We start from the raw sequence: 15758 nt of genomic DNA, 5'->3' as shown, positions 1-15758 counted from the left end.
TTTGATTCCTGAGTCTTTCGTCTTTATTTATTCTGCTAAAGCTTTCTTCACCGCAACTGCACAATGGATTTCGGTTGTGTCGAACAATGGAATGTCCACATCGGTCTGCTGAATCAGCAAACCAATCTCTGTACAGCCTAGAATAATTCCTTGAGCTCCTTCAGCCTTCAGCTGTTCAATTACTGCCAAGTATTCTTGTTTCGAAGCTTCATTAATTGCCCCTAAACAAAGCTCCTCAAAAATCACGGTATTCACCAGCTCAATTGCTTCTTCATCCGGAATCAAAACTTCGATTCCTTGATCAATGATTCGTTCCTTATAAAAATCTTGAGTCATGGTATACTTCGTGCCTAATAACCCAACCTTCGTAATTCCTTCAAGCTGCAGCTGATCGATAGTTGCATCCGCTATATGCAAAATAGGAATGGTCAACTGCTGCTGAATTTGCGACGCTACCTTATGCATCGTATTGGTGCAGATTAACAGGAAGTCAGCTCCTGCTGCTTCCAATCCTTTAGCATAGCCAGCCAATATCTCGCCGCTTTTCTGCCACTCTCCTTGAGCCTGACAGGTCTCAATTTCTTGAAAATCGACGCTGCCTAAGAGAATTTTAGCTGAATGCAGACCCCCTAATTCAGCCTGAACCCCTTGATTAATTAATGTATAGTAAGACACGGTACTTTCCCAGCTCATACCGCCTAACAACCCGATTGTCTTCATATCTTCCTCCTACTTTTTACCCAGCAATCGCTGCCAAAAGCTTTTCTTTGTTCCTACTCGAATGTTACCCGCAGCTGTTTCGTTGGTGCTAATCATTGTTTGAAAAACCAAATTATCCTGCAAAAGGAATTGGTTTAAAATATGCAGCTGATCCAGCTGATCCATGATATGAGCAATTTGCTCTGCATTTAAATCGAACAAGTTTAGTTTTTCGCCTTGAGCCTTCAACAAACGCTGAAAATCTCTTTGAATCAATTTAATAAGTTCATATTCCCGCGTCAGCAGACTGTTGATTTTCCTTGGCTCTTGTTGCAGCCTATCCTCTGCTGGTACTAGGTTAGTAATTATCTCTAATGCCTCCACATAATCTCTTAAATCCAAAATAAAGATTTGGGCTGCCTTTTTATTCATTAAATAGGTTTGACTGGTTAAAAACTCGCCTAAAGAAACCAATTCTGCGTTTGTTTGGCTGAGTTCACTTATCTCCCGCGTTAGCTTTTCCACTGGCGTTTTTCCCTCTTTTCTTCCCTTAATACCAGTCTAACTTGTTTTATAAAATAGGACAATCGAAGAGTTCAAATTTTAAAAAAATAAAGAAACAAATTAGAACTCCCTTCGATTTCATCGCTTATTTATTAGGCTTCTAAGCTATACTAATTTCTCATTGTATCTCTGTTCAAAAGTAAAAAAAGAACCCCCCACGCGGGAGGCTCTTAATTATAGTCTAACTAAGCTTTGTAATCGTAAGCTGTAACGATAATTTGTTTCAGCTCGCTGATTAAAGGCTCTTTAGGGTTAGCAGTTGTACATTGGTCTTCGTAAGCTAATTCAGCCATACGATCCACTGTAGTATCTAGAACTTCTTGAGTCACGCCTTGTGCTTTCAAGTTCATGTCGATTCCTACAGTTGTACCTAAGTTGTAGACTGCTTCGATCAATGCATCAACCAATTCAGCAGTTGTGTTACCCTTAAGACCTAAGAATTTAGCGATATCAGCATAGTCTGTATCCGCACGGAAGTAGTCATATTTAGGGAACATTGCATGTTTTTGTGGATCCTTCGCATTGTAACGGATGATATGAGGCAATAGAATTGCGTTCGTACGTCCGTGAGGAATGCCATATTCTCCACCAATCTTATGAGCGATTGAGTGACAAATTCCTAAGAAAGCATTGGCGAATGCCATACCAGCCATAGCTGATGCGTTATGCATTTTTTCCCGAGCTTCTGGATCAGCAGTTTTCACTGAATTTTCAAGGTTTTCAAAGACAATCTTGATTGCTTGCAAGCTCAATCCACGTGTGTAGTCAGATGCCATTACAGATACATAAGACTCGATTGCGTGCGTTAATACGTCCATACCAGTATCAGCAGTTACTGAAGGTGGCACAGTCATAACAAATTGAGGGTCAACAATCGCTACATCTGGTGTCAATGCATAGTCAGCTAATGGGTATTTCACGTGAGTATCGCTATCTGTGATAACGGCAAACGGAGTAACCTCAGAACCAGTACCAGAAGTAGTTGGAATACATACAAATTGTGTTTTCTTAGGATCAGCAATCTTGTAAGTACGTTTGCGGATATCCAAGAATTTTTGTTTCGCGCCGAAGAATGAAGTGTCTGGGTGTTCAAAGAACATCCACATACCTTTCGCCGCATCCATCGCAGATCCACCACCTAATGCAATGACCGTATCTGGTTGGAACTCGTTGAACATTTCTAGACCTTTATAAACTGTGTTAGTTGAAGGGTTAGGCTCAACATCTGAGAATACTTCAACCTTCACATCATTTTTACGACGGCCTAATACTTCACGAACGATGTCAGCATAACCAAATTGAACCATACCTGGGTCACAAACCAACATAACGCGTTCAACATCTTGCATCTTAGTTAGATACAATAATGAGTTCTTTTCAAAGAAGATTTTTGGTGGTAATTTAAACCATTGCATATTATTTCTCCGTTTCGCTATAGTTTTAACATTGATTAAGTTAATAGCAGATACGTTCTTAGATACAGAGTTCTTACCGTATGAACCACAACCAAGAGTCAATGATGGAATCATTTCGTTGTAGATATCACCGATACCACCTTCAGCAGATGGTGTGTTAACCAAGATACGGCAAGCTTTCATACGCAATCCAAATTTCACTTGCAAATCTTCATCTTCTGTATGAATAACTGCAGTATGTCCTAGTCCGCCTAATTCAAGCATACCTTGACACATGTCTAATGCTTCGGCTTGGCTATTTGCTTTAACCATTGCTAATACTGGAGAAAGTTTTTCACGAGATAATGGATATTCTGCACCAACGCCATCGATTTCTGCAATCAGCATCTTAGTGCCCTCAGGAACTTTGATACCCGCGCGTTGAGCGATATCGATAGCTGAATGTCCAACAATTGCTGGGTTAACAGCATACTTGCCTTCGTTCATTACAGCATCTTCTAATTTTTTCAATTCATTTTTCTTAACAACGTATGCTTGGTGAGCTTCGAATTCTCTCTTCACTTCGTCGTAAATTTCTTTATCAACGATGATTCCTTGCTCAGAAGCACAAATCATGCCGTTATCAAAAGTTTTTGATACAAACAAGTCATTCACTGCACGTTTGATTTTTGCAGTTTTTTCGATATATGCAGGAGCATTACCAGCACCTACACCTAGAGCAGGTTTACCAGTAGAGTAAGCAGATTTAACCATGCCTGGTCCACCAGTTGCTAATACGATCGCTACGCCTGGATGATTCATCAAACCTTGAGTTGCCTCAATTGATGGTGTTTCAATCCATTGGATACAGTTTTCAGGAGCTCCAGCAGCAATTGCAGCGTCACGAACGATACGTGCAGCTTCCACTGAACATTTTTGTGCAGATGGATGGAATGAGAATACGATTGGGTTTGCTGTTTTTAAAGCAATCATTGCTTTAAAAATAGTTGTTGAAGTTGGGTTGGTTGTTGGTACAACTCCACAGATAACGCCAACAGGTCCAGCGACTTCGATCAAACCTCTTTGTTTGTCTTCGCCAATAATACCAACGGTTTTATCATGTTTAATGCTGTTCCAAATATACTCAGAAGCGTACATGTTTTTGATCGCTTTATCTTCGACAATTCCACGGCCAGTTTCTTCAACTGCCATTTTTGCCAACATCATGTGTTTATCTAGTGCTGCCATTGCCATTTCATGAACGATATGGTCAACTTTTTCTTGATCGAAATCAGCCATTACATCTAATGCTACATTGGCCTTCGTTGCCATCTCATCAATCATTTGCTCAACATTGATCGTGTCTTTTATTTCTTTCTCAACCGCTTTTGCCATGTGAGTCCTCCTAATAACATAAATTATTTGTTAATTTTTTCACATTCCAATCATACAACACAGGCATAGATTTGTAAATAGTTTTTTGTGATTTTTTTCACACCTTTATATTCTTTAACAAATGTGCCTGCTATCGCACCTTTTGTAGCAATTTCTAAAATTTTAGAAATCATGCTCCAGTTAAAATGACGAGTATTATTTAATTCGAAGTTTCACAAAAATGGCTAATCATTAGCTAAAAAGAACCAAAAAAAGGCTGAAAGTAAACATTAAGCTTACTTCAGCCTTCTTTAACAAAAGAACTATTCTTCTTTATCAGTTGGTTCTGGTGTTACTTCAGGTTCAATAACTGCTTCAGTTGTTTCAACTGGTGCTGGATTTATTGGAGCTGCTGACTTCACAGTACGGATCGATGCACGATCAAACACTAAGAAGATGCCTTCGCAGTCTAAAGTAACTGTTTTTTCAGTGCTGTTCATTTCAGAAATGACTCCGTGCAAGCCGCCGATAGTTACGACACTGTCGCCTGGCTTCATTGCATCTAATAAATTCTGACGTTCTTGCTGTTGTTTCTTTTGGTTGCGATTCATCATAAAGAACATACCAATCATCACAACTAGTAAAATTATCATTGGAAAGCTTCCCATGTTTATTCCCCTCACATTCTAATAGTCACTAAATACTGTAACAAAGATAACAAACTTAAACTAGTGGTTTGCACTATTTTTTAGAAACTTTTTGCGTTTTCCTTGTTAAAACCATAGGCTTCAAAAAACGCTTGACGGAATTCTAACAGATTATCATCCATAATAGCCTGACGAACTTGCTTCATTAAGTTAATCAAGAAATACAGGTTATGATAAGAAGTTAAACGAATACCAAATGTTTCATCACAATGAATCAAATGACGAATATAAGCACGGCTGTAATTGCGGCAAGTGTAGCAATCGCAGTTTTCATCCAACGGACGGAAATCGCGGGCAAACTTAGCATTCTTCACTACTAATCGGCCTTGAGAAGTCATGGTGGTTCCATTACGAGCAATCCGTGTTGGCAATACGCAGTCAAACATATCTACCCCGCGAATTACACCATCGATCAAGGAATCTGCTGCACCAACACCCATCAGATATCGTGGTTTGTTCTCCGGAATCAACGGTGTGGTAAACTCCAACACCCGATTCATTTCAGCTTTTGGTTCACCGACTGATAAACCACCGATAGAATAACCTGGGAAATCCATGCTGACTAAATCTTTAGCACTTTGACGACGCAGGTCTTCAAAGCCGGCTCCTTGAATAATTCCGAACAAGCCTTGAGTATCTGGATTAGCATGAGCCTTCAGCCCCCGTTCAGCCCAACGCGAAGTACGTTCAACTGATTTCTTCACATAGTCATAGCTTTCGTCAAATGGTGGACACTCATCAAAGCTCATCATAATATCTGAACCCAGTTTGTTTTGGATATCAATCGCCTTCTCAGGGGATAAGAACATTTTTGATCCATTTAAATGATTCTTGAAATGGACACCCTCTTCAACGATATTACGCATATCTGCCAAAGAAAAAACCTGAAAGCCGCCTGAATCCGTTAAGATCGGCTGATCCCAGTTCATGAACTTGTGCAATCCACCAGCCTCAGCTACTAAATCTTCACCCGGGCGTAACCATAAATGGTAGGTATTACTTAAAATAATTCCAGCACCCATCTCTTTGAGTTCTTCTGGCGCCATTGTTTTAACGGTCGCTAATGTACCTACTGGCATAAACATTGGTGTTGGAAAGGTACCGTGAGGAGTGATGATTTCACCCAGCCGTGCACCCGTATGTTTTTCTTTTTTTATTAAACGATAAGAAATCGCAGGTTGTGTCATTTATCTTCCTACTTTCCTTGCTATGTATGAACGAACAACTTGTATCATCATACTGGTTTTGACGACCTTTTGCAACTTTATAAAGGCTGTTTAAGCTCTTGTTGAGATTTTAAAAAAAAGGATTTTTTGCCCTCGAATAATTGTAGATAAAATGAGTCCTTTTTTCATATTCATATCGGCATTTATCATTAAAATCTAATTTACCCACTTGTTACTATTTTCATAAACTCTTTGGGAAATGAAAAAAAATTTGATAGTTTAAATCCAAAGCTATTATATTAATTTCACAAGCTTAATCAAAAACAGACAGTTAGTAATTGCAGCTGCGCTTTTTCAAATTACAGATAAAAAAATAACTAAAATACAATGAGTAAAAGATTGTTATTTCATGATATCTAAAAGATTGTGAAAATAAAATTATATAAAGAAACCGTTTACAACAGCTACCCATTAGCCTATGATTAATGAGAATAAAATATTAATTAGGAGGAAACAAATGGTTAAATCAGCGGAAAAAGAGCAAAAAGAAACAATCAATGCGGAGCAAATGATTGACGACTTAGCTGCTAAAGGGAATGCTGCTTTAAAGTCTATGAAAAGTTTTACACAAGAGCAGGTCGATCACGTTGTTCACGAAATGGCTATGGCTGCTTTAGATAAGCATATGCTGCTAGCTAAAATGGCAGTTGAAGAAACAGGTCGCGGTATCGTTGAAGATAAAGCGATCAAAAACATGTACGCTTCAGAATACATCTGGAACAACATCAAGAATGATAAAACCGTTGGCGTTATCCATGAAGACAAACAACGTCATTTGATCCAAATTGCAGAGCCTGTCGGCGTTATCTGTGGGGTTACTCCTACAACCAATCCAACCTCTACAACTGTATTCAAATCATTAATTGCTATCAAAACTCGAAATCCGATTATTTTTGCTTTCCATCCAAGTGCTCAAAAATGTTCAGCTGAAGCTGCACGTATCGTTCGCGACGCAGCAGTAGCGGCGGGCGCTCCTGAAAACTGTGTCCAATGGATTGAAACGCCGTCCTTAGACGCAACACAAGGCTTGATGAATCATCCAGGCGTAGCGATCGTCTTAGCAACAGGCGGCGGTGCAATGGTTAAATCTGCATACTCAACTGGTAAACCTGCTTTAGGTGTGGGCCCTGGTAACGTACCTGCCTACATTGAAAAAACAGCGTTAATTAAGCGTGCAGTCAATGACCTGTTCCTTTCAAAAACCTTTGACAGTGGCATGATCTGTGCGTCAGAGCAAGCAGTCATCGTTGACAAAGAAGTATACGAGGACGTGAAGAAAGAATTTGAAGCTCACCAAGCGTATATCGTGAAAAAATCTGAATTGAAGAAATTAGAAGCGGCCGTAATGAACGAAGGCAAATATGCAGTTAATCCTGCAGTTGTTGGACTTTCTGCGATTACGATTGCTGAAAGAGCAGGCATTAAAGTTCCAGACGGGACGAAGATGTTAATCGCTGAACTAGATGGCGTTGGCGCGGATTATCCATTATCTCGTGAAAAACTTTCTCCGGTTTTAGCAATGGTTAAGTCCAATAACGCTGAACACGGCTTCGATCTTTGTGAAGCAATGTTAGATTTAGGTGGTTTAGGCCATACGGCGGTTATCCATACAGAAGATGAAGACTTGCAATTAGAATTCGGTATGCGTATGAAGGCTTGCCGTATCTTAGTAAATACACCATCTTCAGAAGGTGGTATCGGTGATATTTACAACGAATTGATTCCATCATTAACCCTTGGCTGTGGATCTTACGGTAAAAACTCAGTTTCTCATAACGTATCAGCACCTGATTTATTAAACGTCAAAACAGTAGCGAAACGGAGAAAAAATATGCAATGGTTTAGATTACCACCGAAAGTTTTCTTTGAAAAGAACTCTCTATTGTATTTAACAAAAATGGAGAAGGTCTCTCGCATTATGATCGTTTGTGACCCAGGTATGGTTCAATTCGGTTATGCAGATATTGTAACTGAAGTGTTGAATCGTCGTGACAATGATGTGAAGGTTGAAGTGTTCTCAGACGTTGAACCAAACCCTTCTACTAATACGGTATACAAAGGATTGGAACGAATCGTTGACTTCCAGCCAGATACGATTATCGGCCTGGGCGGCGGCTCGGCTATGGATGCAGCGAAGGGCATGTGGATGTTCTATGAGCACCCAGATACTTCCTTCTTCGGTGCAAAACAAAAATTCTTGGATATCCGTAAACGGACTTACGGAATTAAGAAACCTGAGAAGTCTCAGCTGGTTTGTATTCCAACAACTTCTGGTACTGGTGCCGAAGTAACACCTTTTGCTGTTATCACAGATAGTGAAACACATGTAAAATATCCATTAGCAGATTACGCATTAACACCAGACGTGGCAATCATTGATCCACAGTTTGTTGTAACTGTTCCAGCATCAATTACAGCCGATACTGGTATGGACGTATTAACACACGCAATTGAGTCTTATGTATCAGTTATGGCATCTGACTATACGCGCGGATTAAGCTTACAAGCAATTAAGATCGTCTTTGAATATCTTGAAAAATCAGTTAAAACAGCCGATCCAGAAGCTCGGGAAAAAATGCATAATGCCTCTGCAATGGCAGGTATGGCATTCGCGAATGCTTTCTTAGGAATTTGTCACTCTGTCGCTCATAAGATCGGTGGAGAATATGGTATCCCTCACGGACGTACCAACGCAATTCTGTTGCCGCATATTATTCGCTACAATGCGAAGGACCCGCAAAAGCATGCGATGTTCCCTAAATATGACTACTTCCGGGCGGATACAGACTATGCTGATATTGCTAGATTCTTAGGCTTAAGAGGAAACACAACTGCTGAATTGGTTGAAGCGCTAATCTCAGCAATCTATAACCTTGGTGTAACCGTAGGTATTGAAATGAATCTGAAAGCCCAAGGAGTGACACAAGAAGTCTTGGATGCTACTGCAGATCGCATGGCTGAACTGGCTTACGAAGACCAATGTACAACCGCCAATCCAAAAGAACCTCTGATCAGCGAGTTGAAAGAAATCATCGTAACCTGCTTCGACTATAAACAATAAGAATCTGAATAGCCGAACTGCCTTCTAGTTTTGAAGGTGGTTCGGCTTTTTAAATTGGTGAACTAAGTGAATTTGCAGCTATATCGTAAGAACCCCCAGAAAATTTGAGTTTTTACGATATACCGAGTAAAACCCTAAAATGTTAGTTAACATGAGTTCATTAAGCTGATCTACATAATAGTCTGGCTAATTCAGGAACAAGAAAAATCCTGCGTCACCACTTTCTCAAAAGACAGATCGCATGTTTTTTCTTCTATATTTAAATCTTGTTCAATTTGCTTATAAATTCGTTTAGATTGCTTATGTCGTTATAGGTTAACTTGCCCACGTGTTTGAATATTATATCGTTATCAAGCTTCGACACACCTCGTAACGTTCCAACATCAATCCAAGACTCTTTTGATAACCCTGCCTCTTTCCAATTTTTTATCGGGTAATAAAGCCTTTTCATTCTTTCCGATTTTTCACTATACTTGCTAGTTATGCTGAAAAATTCTAGCCTCTCTTTTTTGTCCTCAATTACTACTACAGGCCTTCTTTTTCCGCCTGATTTTCCTACGAATGCAAGGTACACGGTGATTATTTCATTCCTCTTCATTTAGCCACGCTTCTAACTTTTCCTGAGTATCTAACATTTCCACTGGCATGTTCTTGGTCAATTCTCTCAATCTTATTCCCGCTTTTGCTTCATCGCTCAATTTTATTTCCATCGGGAATTCTCCTCTTGCTACCACTTGCTTATACAATATTGTGATGGCCGTAGTTGGGTTCATTCCTAATTCGCTTAAAATGTATTCAGCTTCTTCCTTTAGTTCTTTATCGATACCTACTTGAATTCTTCCCTTTTCCATATATATCACTCCAAACATAGTAAATTGAACTCTCTTTTACTATTATTATACTACTTTTGTAGTACTTCTCCAAAGAGATGTCAGTAAAAATTTACTCGCACACTCATGACTAACAAACTGTCATTTAAGGAAAATGGCGGAATGTTCCTGAAAAATCTAGACGAACTCACTGAGAGAAAAGCTGATTAACTCCAAATAGAAACTACTAGCAACACAAACAGACGAACCATTCAAGACAGTTCGTCCGCCTTTATTCCCAAACTAACCTTCATACCTAGATTTAGAAACAACTGAATCGTAGGTCCTAGCAAAAAGATCGCAAATAACGTGCCCCAGCCAACAAAGCTTCCTAGCAGCAAACCAACTAAGACAATTAAAAAATCCAATAAAACTCTTCCTCGCTGCAACGAAACCTTTAGCAAACTGCAGACGCAAAACATCATGCCCTCTAAAGGTCCTGAGCCTAAATCAGCGGCTAAATACAAAGCCGTACCAGCAGCCATGATCAGAAAACCGAAGAAGGAAACAATCAGCTGACCGTGCAGCCATTCGACACGCTCTATAAGCGGTTGTACCCAACGGATCGTCTCACCTACTAACAACGTATTAATCACACTGCCAATTCCCAGCATTTTCCGATTATATAAAAAGCTGACTCCTAAAAATACTAGGCTGATAATCTGGCTCCAACGGCCAAAGGGAATGCTCGTATGCTGCATCAACCCACTGATCAACGTACTTACCGAATCCATTCCCTGACCCGCAGTAACAATTACCTGTATACCTATCCCCATCAGGACCGTGCCCATACAAACCTGAACAATACGTCCCATTTTATTCATCCGCTTCAACCATCATTTTCAATTTCAAAATAAATTCATCATAGTCCTCACTCATACTCAACTGCTTAGTGTTCACAGGTTCCGAAACGATCTCAATAAACTTCTCGAAGAAATCATTGAAGGTGTTGGCTTCTTCCTTGTTAATCGCAATAAAGGCCACCAGCTTCACTGGATAATTTGCCCAGATCAACGGCTCCTGCAAGGTCATAATAGCCACACCGCTTTTCTTGGCTTCCAGCTCGATTGAGTGAGGAACGGCGATTCCAGAAGGAAAGCTGGTAGGTGACATCCGTTCGCGCTTTTCCACTTGTTGAAGAAAATAGCCGTCCACGAAACCGGCATCTACCATACGCTGATTCAGTTGAAGCCGAATCTCTTCAGGATTTAATTCAGAAGGATCAATTTGATTAAAATATAATTCCGGTAAAATATATGCGTCAATTGCTTGATACATTCGTTTCTTTTCTCTTTGTGATTTGAACGCCTCTATTCGATTCTCAATCTTTTTAATATCCTTCACGGTTAAAAAAGGATGGATAAAAACCGAACCAGCATAAGCTGAAGCCACCTTGCGATCTGTCGTCAGCAGCAAGTCGTAAGTCTGTAAAGTATCAGGCTGCCGCTTGCTAAGTAACACTACATTGCTATCACTAAATTTTTCTTGAATTTGTTTGCGTAACTTCTGGCCAATGTCGTGATAATCATTAACAATCAGATGAATAACAATTTGATTTTGATGACGTTTCTTGGTTTCCAAAAAAGCCCCAATGTGCAGCGCAATAAAAGAAATTTCATCCTCATTAAACCAAATATCCAATCGTTCCTGAATCAGTGAAGAGATATACACTGCCAAATCGTAGGTCAAGGGATACGCCGTTTTAATATCCAGCAAGCTGCTGTTTCGTGTGAAGGTTTCGTAGTGGGAGCGATAATACAAGCTTTGAATATGAATTGCCAGCTTAGTAAAAAATTCCTCTTCATGCAGCTCCACTAGATACGTCTGCTCCACTTCAGCTAAAACTTCTTGTAGGACATTGATAATTCTTTGATCGACAAAAGCAGAAAGCTGCTGATTATCTTCTTTAGTTAACGTCTCATTTTGCATACCAATAAACAAAAGCGACAGCTGCTCCAATTCTATTTTTGAGAAATGGATATCGTATTGCTGCGCCAGAGAATCCCCAATTTCTTCGGCCAATAAGAATTCCGGCTTTTCTTGTAATTGCGGAATACTCGGTCCAATATTCAGGCTGTGTCCCTGACGAATTCGTTCAATACTAATCGCATAGTGCAAAACGATATTGTTCAGTGAGTATTGATTGATTTGAATCTCATGGGCTGAAAGTGTCTTTTTAATGGTCTCCTGCAGTTCATCTAAAGAAATGTAGCCAATCATCTGCTGAATACTATGCTTTAGTTTTTCTTGCAGATCACTTTCGTTATACAGCAAAGAAATCAAATAACGGCGTTTGGCCCGCTCTGGTCCGGTCAGCTTAACAAAATCTTGTTCAAAAACAATTTGAATCGCATCATTGGTAATCTCTTTTTTTAACTGCTGAATATCATTCTTCAACGTGGATTCTGAAACAAACAGTTTCTCGGCCAGATCAAAGACATCCACACCGTCAGAAGAATGCTTCAAAAGTTCAAGAAAGATACGAGATTTCCGATCCTCTACGCCTTCCTCAGCAATCGCTATAGCGGGGTTTAGCTGATAACCTAAATGACTGGTTAAAATAAGTTCTGGTGTTTGCTGATTAATTTTGGCGACACAGTTGCGAATGGTTCGGGTCGTACATTGGCAAAAAACGGCTAGTTCCTTGGAGGTAACCCATTGTGTCTGCTTTTTCTCTAAAAATCCAACTAATTCCTTTTCTTTTTCCGTCAGCATTCTCTCACCCCTATTCAAAGAAAAGTTGGCCAATGTGACCAACTTTTCGATTTGTTATAGCTCTTCACCGTTCGTAGCGATTACCTGCTTGTACCAGTCAAAGCTGTCTTTTTTGATTCGTTTACCGCTGCCCTTGCCTTCATTATCTAAGTCCACATAGATAAAGCCGTAGCGTTTTTCCATTTGTGCTGAAGAGCAGCTGATAATATCAATCGGTCCCCATGCACAGTAGGCAATTACATCAACTCCATCGTACATTGCTCGTTTCATCTGGGCAATGTGCTCTGACAAATAAGAAATCCGGTAATCATCATGCACCTTGCCATCCTCCAACTTGTCATACATCCCAAAACCATTTTCGGCTATGATAATCGATTTGTGGTAGCGATCCCAGTATTGTGACAAGGAATTGTACAGCCCCTGCGGATCAACAGCCCAGCCCCACGGATTAGCTTTCAGGTTGGGATTCGGTGTTAATGACAATAGATTCATATCATTCTTCGTGGAATCCACCATTTGGGAATAATAATAAGAAAGAGCCAGATAGTCCATTGGATGATCCTTCAAGATTTGTTTGTCTTCCTCTGTAATCTCCAAGTGAACATCATTTTCTGCAAAGTAGTTCAGAGCATATTGCGGATATTCACCCTGAAACTGAACATCTGTGTAAAAGTACTGCATTCGATTACGACGCAGTGCCAGATTCACATCATTAGGATCGCAAGAGTAAGGATAGGCGGTGCAATCTGCCATCATTGTGCCGATCATCATCTCTGGATTGATACGTTCCGCATATTCCTTCAACAGGGCACAAGCGATAAACTGATGGTGCACAGCCTGATAACTAGCCTCCAAATAATTATCTACCGTATCATAAGGGATCGCCGTTGAGTTAAAAGGCTCAAACTGAATTAGATTAACTTGGTTAATGACGATCCAATATTTTACCTTGTCTTTGTAGCGATTCAGCACAACTTTACCGTATTTTACAAATAAATCAACTACTTTACGATTGTTCCAGCCGCCATAGTTTAAGGTGATGCCAACAGGTGTTTCATAATGAAGGATGGTAATAATCGGTTCCATGCCTAAGCTGATAATTTTATCGATCAACCGATCATAATAAGCTAAGCCGGCTTCATTCGGTTCCTCTTCATCGCCCGTTGGAAAAATCCGTGTCCAGTCAATCGAGGTACGGAAGTTTTTAAAGCCCATTTCACTTAGCAGCTCCAAATCCTCTTCATAAGTATGATAGAAGTCGATCCCATGGCGTTTTGGATAATAGCCTTCCTTATCCGCCATATTTGCCTTCACATCAGCCAATGACATTCCTTTGTGTTGTTCTTCCGCTATCTCAGCATTGGTTTTGTCTGGATAATACTTGTGCAAATCCGCTAAGCTGACGCCTTTTCCTTCAACTTTATAAGCACCTTCCGCTTGGTTAGCGGCAATCGCACCGCCCCATAGGAAATTTTTCGGCATTTGATAATCTTTCAAAAAGAACTCCTCCTTATTTTTGGCTAAAAGTTTCAAACAGCTTCACTAAATGTTCACCAATTAAAATCTCGCTTTGCGCGGTCATCAAGGTATCCTGCGCATGGCAAAACAATGTCGAATAGCGTATCTGCTCTCCTGAAGCCTCCAGCTGCAGCGTATCTGTCTGAAGTCCGTGAGCTACGACTACTTCCTTACGAGCTGCGGCTACTTCTGTTTTGGCCTTTTCAAAATCCATTGTCTCTAAGCTTTCCAATGCCTGAACCAAATGATCTCGGGCATTGCCAGCATGTACCAGAATATTCATGGATAACTGGTTCAACTGATCGTTTTCTTCCATATAAGTTGTCTCTTCCATCTGCAATCTCCTGCTTTCGTTGCTAATCTTATTGTGTTGCTGTGTTCATTTGCGCTTCTTCTAACGCATCCTTTTCTTCCTGCTTCAATAAAGAATTATCATAAGCCTTAAAGAATGGCAGGAAGATCAACCAAGTAACGACGAAAATTACTACACTTACTATAATTGCCCGCCAGTCCTGTGTTGCCAAATAAGAGGTAATTGGATAAGGCATATACCATAATAAGAATGTTTGCGAAGGGATATTTACTAACCCTAAGGACATTGTCACATAAGCAATGGTAGGAACAATAATACTGTTGATCCACATTGGCACCATCAAGTAAGGATTAAAAGCAATCGGTGCACCAAACACTAAGGGCTCATTAATATTGAAAATAGATGGAACAATGATCGCCTTACCAATCGCCTTCAGCTGAGCGGAACGACTTAAAATCAGCATCATTACTGACAAGGCCAGCGTGGTTCCAATTCCTCCCATAGAAGAAAAGGCATAACAGGTTTCTTGGGTAGCGATATGCAACGCTTCGCCGCCGTTTGCGACTGCTTGCGCATTTTCAGCTAGTCCTGACATATAAACCGGATAGATTACCGGCATCATTACCCAACCAGAAATCCCAAAGGTATATAAGAATACCGGAATAAAGACTGATAACACAAAACCAGGATAAGACTGAACAATTTTCGCCAATGGGCTGAAAATCAAGATAATCACATCAAAGAAATCCACTTGCATTTGGAAGGTGATCAACCAGCCGACAAACAAAACAAAGGTAATCGGCAGCAAGCTATTAAACCAGCCCACCACGAAGTCGGGAATCGGCGTATCTTCATCAAAAAAGGATTTCTTTACAGCTAAATTCATGACAAACGCCACAAACAATCCGGTAACAATTGATAAGAACATTCCTGTTGATCCAAAACGAGAAAGAATAAAAATTGCTTCGCCATCCTCAGTAATCGTCGGAAACAACAGCATCATAAACAGGACCAAGGAAGTAGAACCAGAAATCAGCTTTTGTCCCCCATGACCTTTCTTCTCCATTAGATAGTATGGAATCAGAAAAGCGACTACTAATCCATACATCCCGAAGGAAAAACTACTGATCATAGAGAAATCTGGCATTCCACTAAAAATATTCCCCAATAAAGAAACTATTGTAACTAACGAGCCAACAAATACTAAAGGCAGAGCGATCATGATCGAATCCTGAATCGCTGAAATCCACGGATTCTTCACAACCTTATTTACCTTAGGAGCAAAAGATTCCGTCATAAATTTCATAATATTATCCAT

The 15758-nt window shown here is 40.1% G+C and carries 14 protein-coding genes; 1 reads left to right on the top strand and 13 read right to left on the bottom strand.

Annotated features, from left to right (window positions below; all coding sequences use genetic code 11):
- Positions 1-27 precede the first annotated feature (27 nt).
- From IGI46_RS06730 to tgt, 6 genes are all read right to left on the bottom strand, one after another.
- Complete coding sequence (locus tag IGI46_RS06730; protein WP_429962593.1) at positions 28-720, bottom strand: aspartate/glutamate racemase family protein; 693 nt, start codon at positions 718-720, stop codon at positions 28-30.
- Between the two features lie 9 nt (positions 721-729).
- Positions 730-1224: a hypothetical protein gene (locus tag IGI46_RS06725; protein ID WP_429962592.1), complete on the bottom strand. Its 495-nt coding sequence runs from the start codon at positions 1222-1224 to the stop codon at positions 730-732.
- A gap of 224 nt (positions 1225-1448) precedes the next feature.
- On the bottom strand, positions 1449-4052 hold the full coding sequence (gene adhE / locus IGI46_RS06720; protein WP_429962591.1) for a bifunctional acetaldehyde-CoA/alcohol dehydrogenase: 2604 nt from the start codon (positions 4050-4052) through the stop codon (positions 1449-1451).
- A 50-nt stretch (positions 4053-4102) separates the two neighbouring features.
- Positions 4103-4225, bottom strand: a complete 123-nt coding sequence (locus tag IGI46_RS06715; protein WP_429973155.1) for a hypothetical protein — start codon at positions 4223-4225, stop codon at positions 4103-4105.
- Positions 4226-4354: 129 nt separating this feature from the next.
- Positions 4355-4699, bottom strand: coding sequence for a preprotein translocase subunit YajC (gene yajC / locus IGI46_RS06710; RefSeq protein WP_242704515.1), 345 nt, complete (start codon positions 4697-4699; stop codon positions 4355-4357).
- Positions 4700-4779: 80 nt separating this feature from the next.
- The gene (gene tgt / locus IGI46_RS06705; protein WP_207703765.1) at positions 4780-5925 is read right to left on the bottom strand and encodes a tRNA guanosine(34) transglycosylase Tgt; all 1146 of its coding nucleotides are present in this window, start codon (positions 5923-5925) and stop codon (positions 4780-4782) included.
- Between the two features lie 496 nt (positions 5926-6421).
- Here tgt and adhE (IGI46_RS06700) point away from each other — a divergent pair, with 496 nt between their 5' ends.
- On the top strand, positions 6422-9025 hold the full coding sequence (adhE, locus tag IGI46_RS06700) for a bifunctional acetaldehyde-CoA/alcohol dehydrogenase (RefSeq protein ID WP_429973154.1): 2604 nt from the start codon (positions 6422-6424) through the stop codon (positions 9023-9025).
- A gap of 259 nt (positions 9026-9284) precedes the next feature.
- On the opposite strand, the gene IGI46_RS06695 is transcribed toward adhE (IGI46_RS06700), so the two are convergent.
- The 7 genes from IGI46_RS06695 to IGI46_RS06665 all read right to left on the bottom strand — a co-directional run bounded on the left by IGI46_RS06695 (position 9285) and on the right by IGI46_RS06665 (position 15758).
- The gene (locus IGI46_RS06695) at positions 9285-9623 is read right to left on the bottom strand and encodes a type II toxin-antitoxin system PemK/MazF family toxin (protein ID WP_429973153.1); all 339 of its coding nucleotides are present in this window, start codon (positions 9621-9623) and stop codon (positions 9285-9287) included.
- Entirely contained in the window at positions 9610-9876 is a 267-nt protein-coding gene (locus tag IGI46_RS06690) for a type II toxin-antitoxin system RelB/DinJ family antitoxin (RefSeq protein ID WP_429962589.1), read from the bottom strand. The genes IGI46_RS06695 and IGI46_RS06690 overlap by 14 nt, the downstream gene beginning before the upstream one ends.
- Before the next feature lie 230 nt (positions 9877-10106).
- Positions 10107-10709 (bottom strand): YczE/YyaS/YitT family protein, encoded by a 603-nt coding sequence (locus IGI46_RS06685; RefSeq protein ID WP_429973152.1) that lies wholly within the window; start codon positions 10707-10709, stop codon positions 10107-10109.
- Between the two features lies 1 nt (position 10710).
- Positions 10711-12609: a BglG family transcription antiterminator gene (locus tag IGI46_RS06680; RefSeq protein WP_429973151.1), complete on the bottom strand. Its 1899-nt coding sequence runs from the start codon at positions 12607-12609 to the stop codon at positions 10711-10713.
- Between the two features lie 54 nt (positions 12610-12663).
- The gene (locus IGI46_RS06675) at positions 12664-14106 is read right to left on the bottom strand and encodes a glycoside hydrolase family 1 protein (RefSeq protein WP_429973150.1); all 1443 of its coding nucleotides are present in this window, start codon (positions 14104-14106) and stop codon (positions 12664-12666) included.
- A 13-nt stretch (positions 14107-14119) separates the two neighbouring features.
- A complete protein-coding gene (locus tag IGI46_RS06670) occupies positions 14120-14461 on the bottom strand; it encodes a PTS lactose/cellobiose transporter subunit IIA (RefSeq protein ID WP_429973149.1) in 342 nt (113 codons plus the stop codon).
- Positions 14462-14489: 28 nt separating this feature from the next.
- On the bottom strand, positions 14490-15758 hold the full coding sequence (locus tag IGI46_RS06665; protein WP_429973148.1) for a PTS sugar transporter subunit IIC: 1269 nt from the start codon (positions 15756-15758) through the stop codon (positions 14490-14492).

It is taken from the genome of Enterococcus sp. AZ163, from assembly GCF_050498925.1.
GTDB lineage: Bacteria > Bacillota > Bacilli > Lactobacillales > Enterococcaceae > Enterococcus_A > Enterococcus_A ferrettii.
This window is presented reverse-complemented; position numbering and strand designations above follow the sequence as displayed.

Coding starts and splice junctions, on each gene's coding strand:
- adhE (WP_429973154.1), top strand. CDS start 6,422: ATGGTTAAATCAGCGGAAAAAGAGCAAAAAGAAACAATCAATGCGGAG.
- IGI46_RS06715 (WP_429973155.1), bottom strand. CDS start 4,225: ATGATTTCTAAAATTTTAGAAATTGCTACAAAAGGTGCGATAGCAGGC.
- IGI46_RS06690 (WP_429962589.1), bottom strand. CDS start 9,876: ATGGAAAAGGGAAGAATTCAAGTAGGTATCGATAAAGAACTAAAGGAA.
- IGI46_RS06685 (WP_429973152.1), bottom strand. CDS start 10,709: ATGGGACGTATTGTTCAGGTTTGTATGGGCACGGTCCTGATGGGGATA.
- IGI46_RS06730 (WP_429962593.1), bottom strand. CDS start 720: ATGAAGACAATCGGGTTGTTAGGCGGTATGAGCTGGGAAAGTACCGTG.
- tgt (WP_207703765.1), bottom strand. CDS start 5,925: ATGACACAACCTGCGATTTCTTATCGTTTAATAAAAAAAGAAAAACAT.
- IGI46_RS06665 (WP_429973148.1), bottom strand. CDS start 15,758: ATGGATAATATTATGAAATTTATGACGGAATCTTTTGCTCCTAAGGTA.
- IGI46_RS06695 (WP_429973153.1), bottom strand. CDS start 9,623: ATGAAGAGGAATGAAATAATCACCGTGTACCTTGCATTCGTAGGAAAA.
- IGI46_RS06670 (WP_429973149.1), bottom strand. CDS start 14,461: ATGGAAGAGACAACTTATATGGAAGAAAACGATCAGTTGAACCAGTTA.
- yajC (WP_242704515.1), bottom strand. CDS start 4,699: ATGGGAAGCTTTCCAATGATAATTTTACTAGTTGTGATGATTGGTATG.
- IGI46_RS06680 (WP_429973151.1), bottom strand. CDS start 12,609: ATGCTGACGGAAAAAGAAAAGGAATTAGTTGGATTTTTAGAGAAAAAG.
- adhE (WP_429962591.1), bottom strand. CDS start 4,052: ATGGCAAAAGCGGTTGAGAAAGAAATAAAAGACACGATCAATGTTGAG.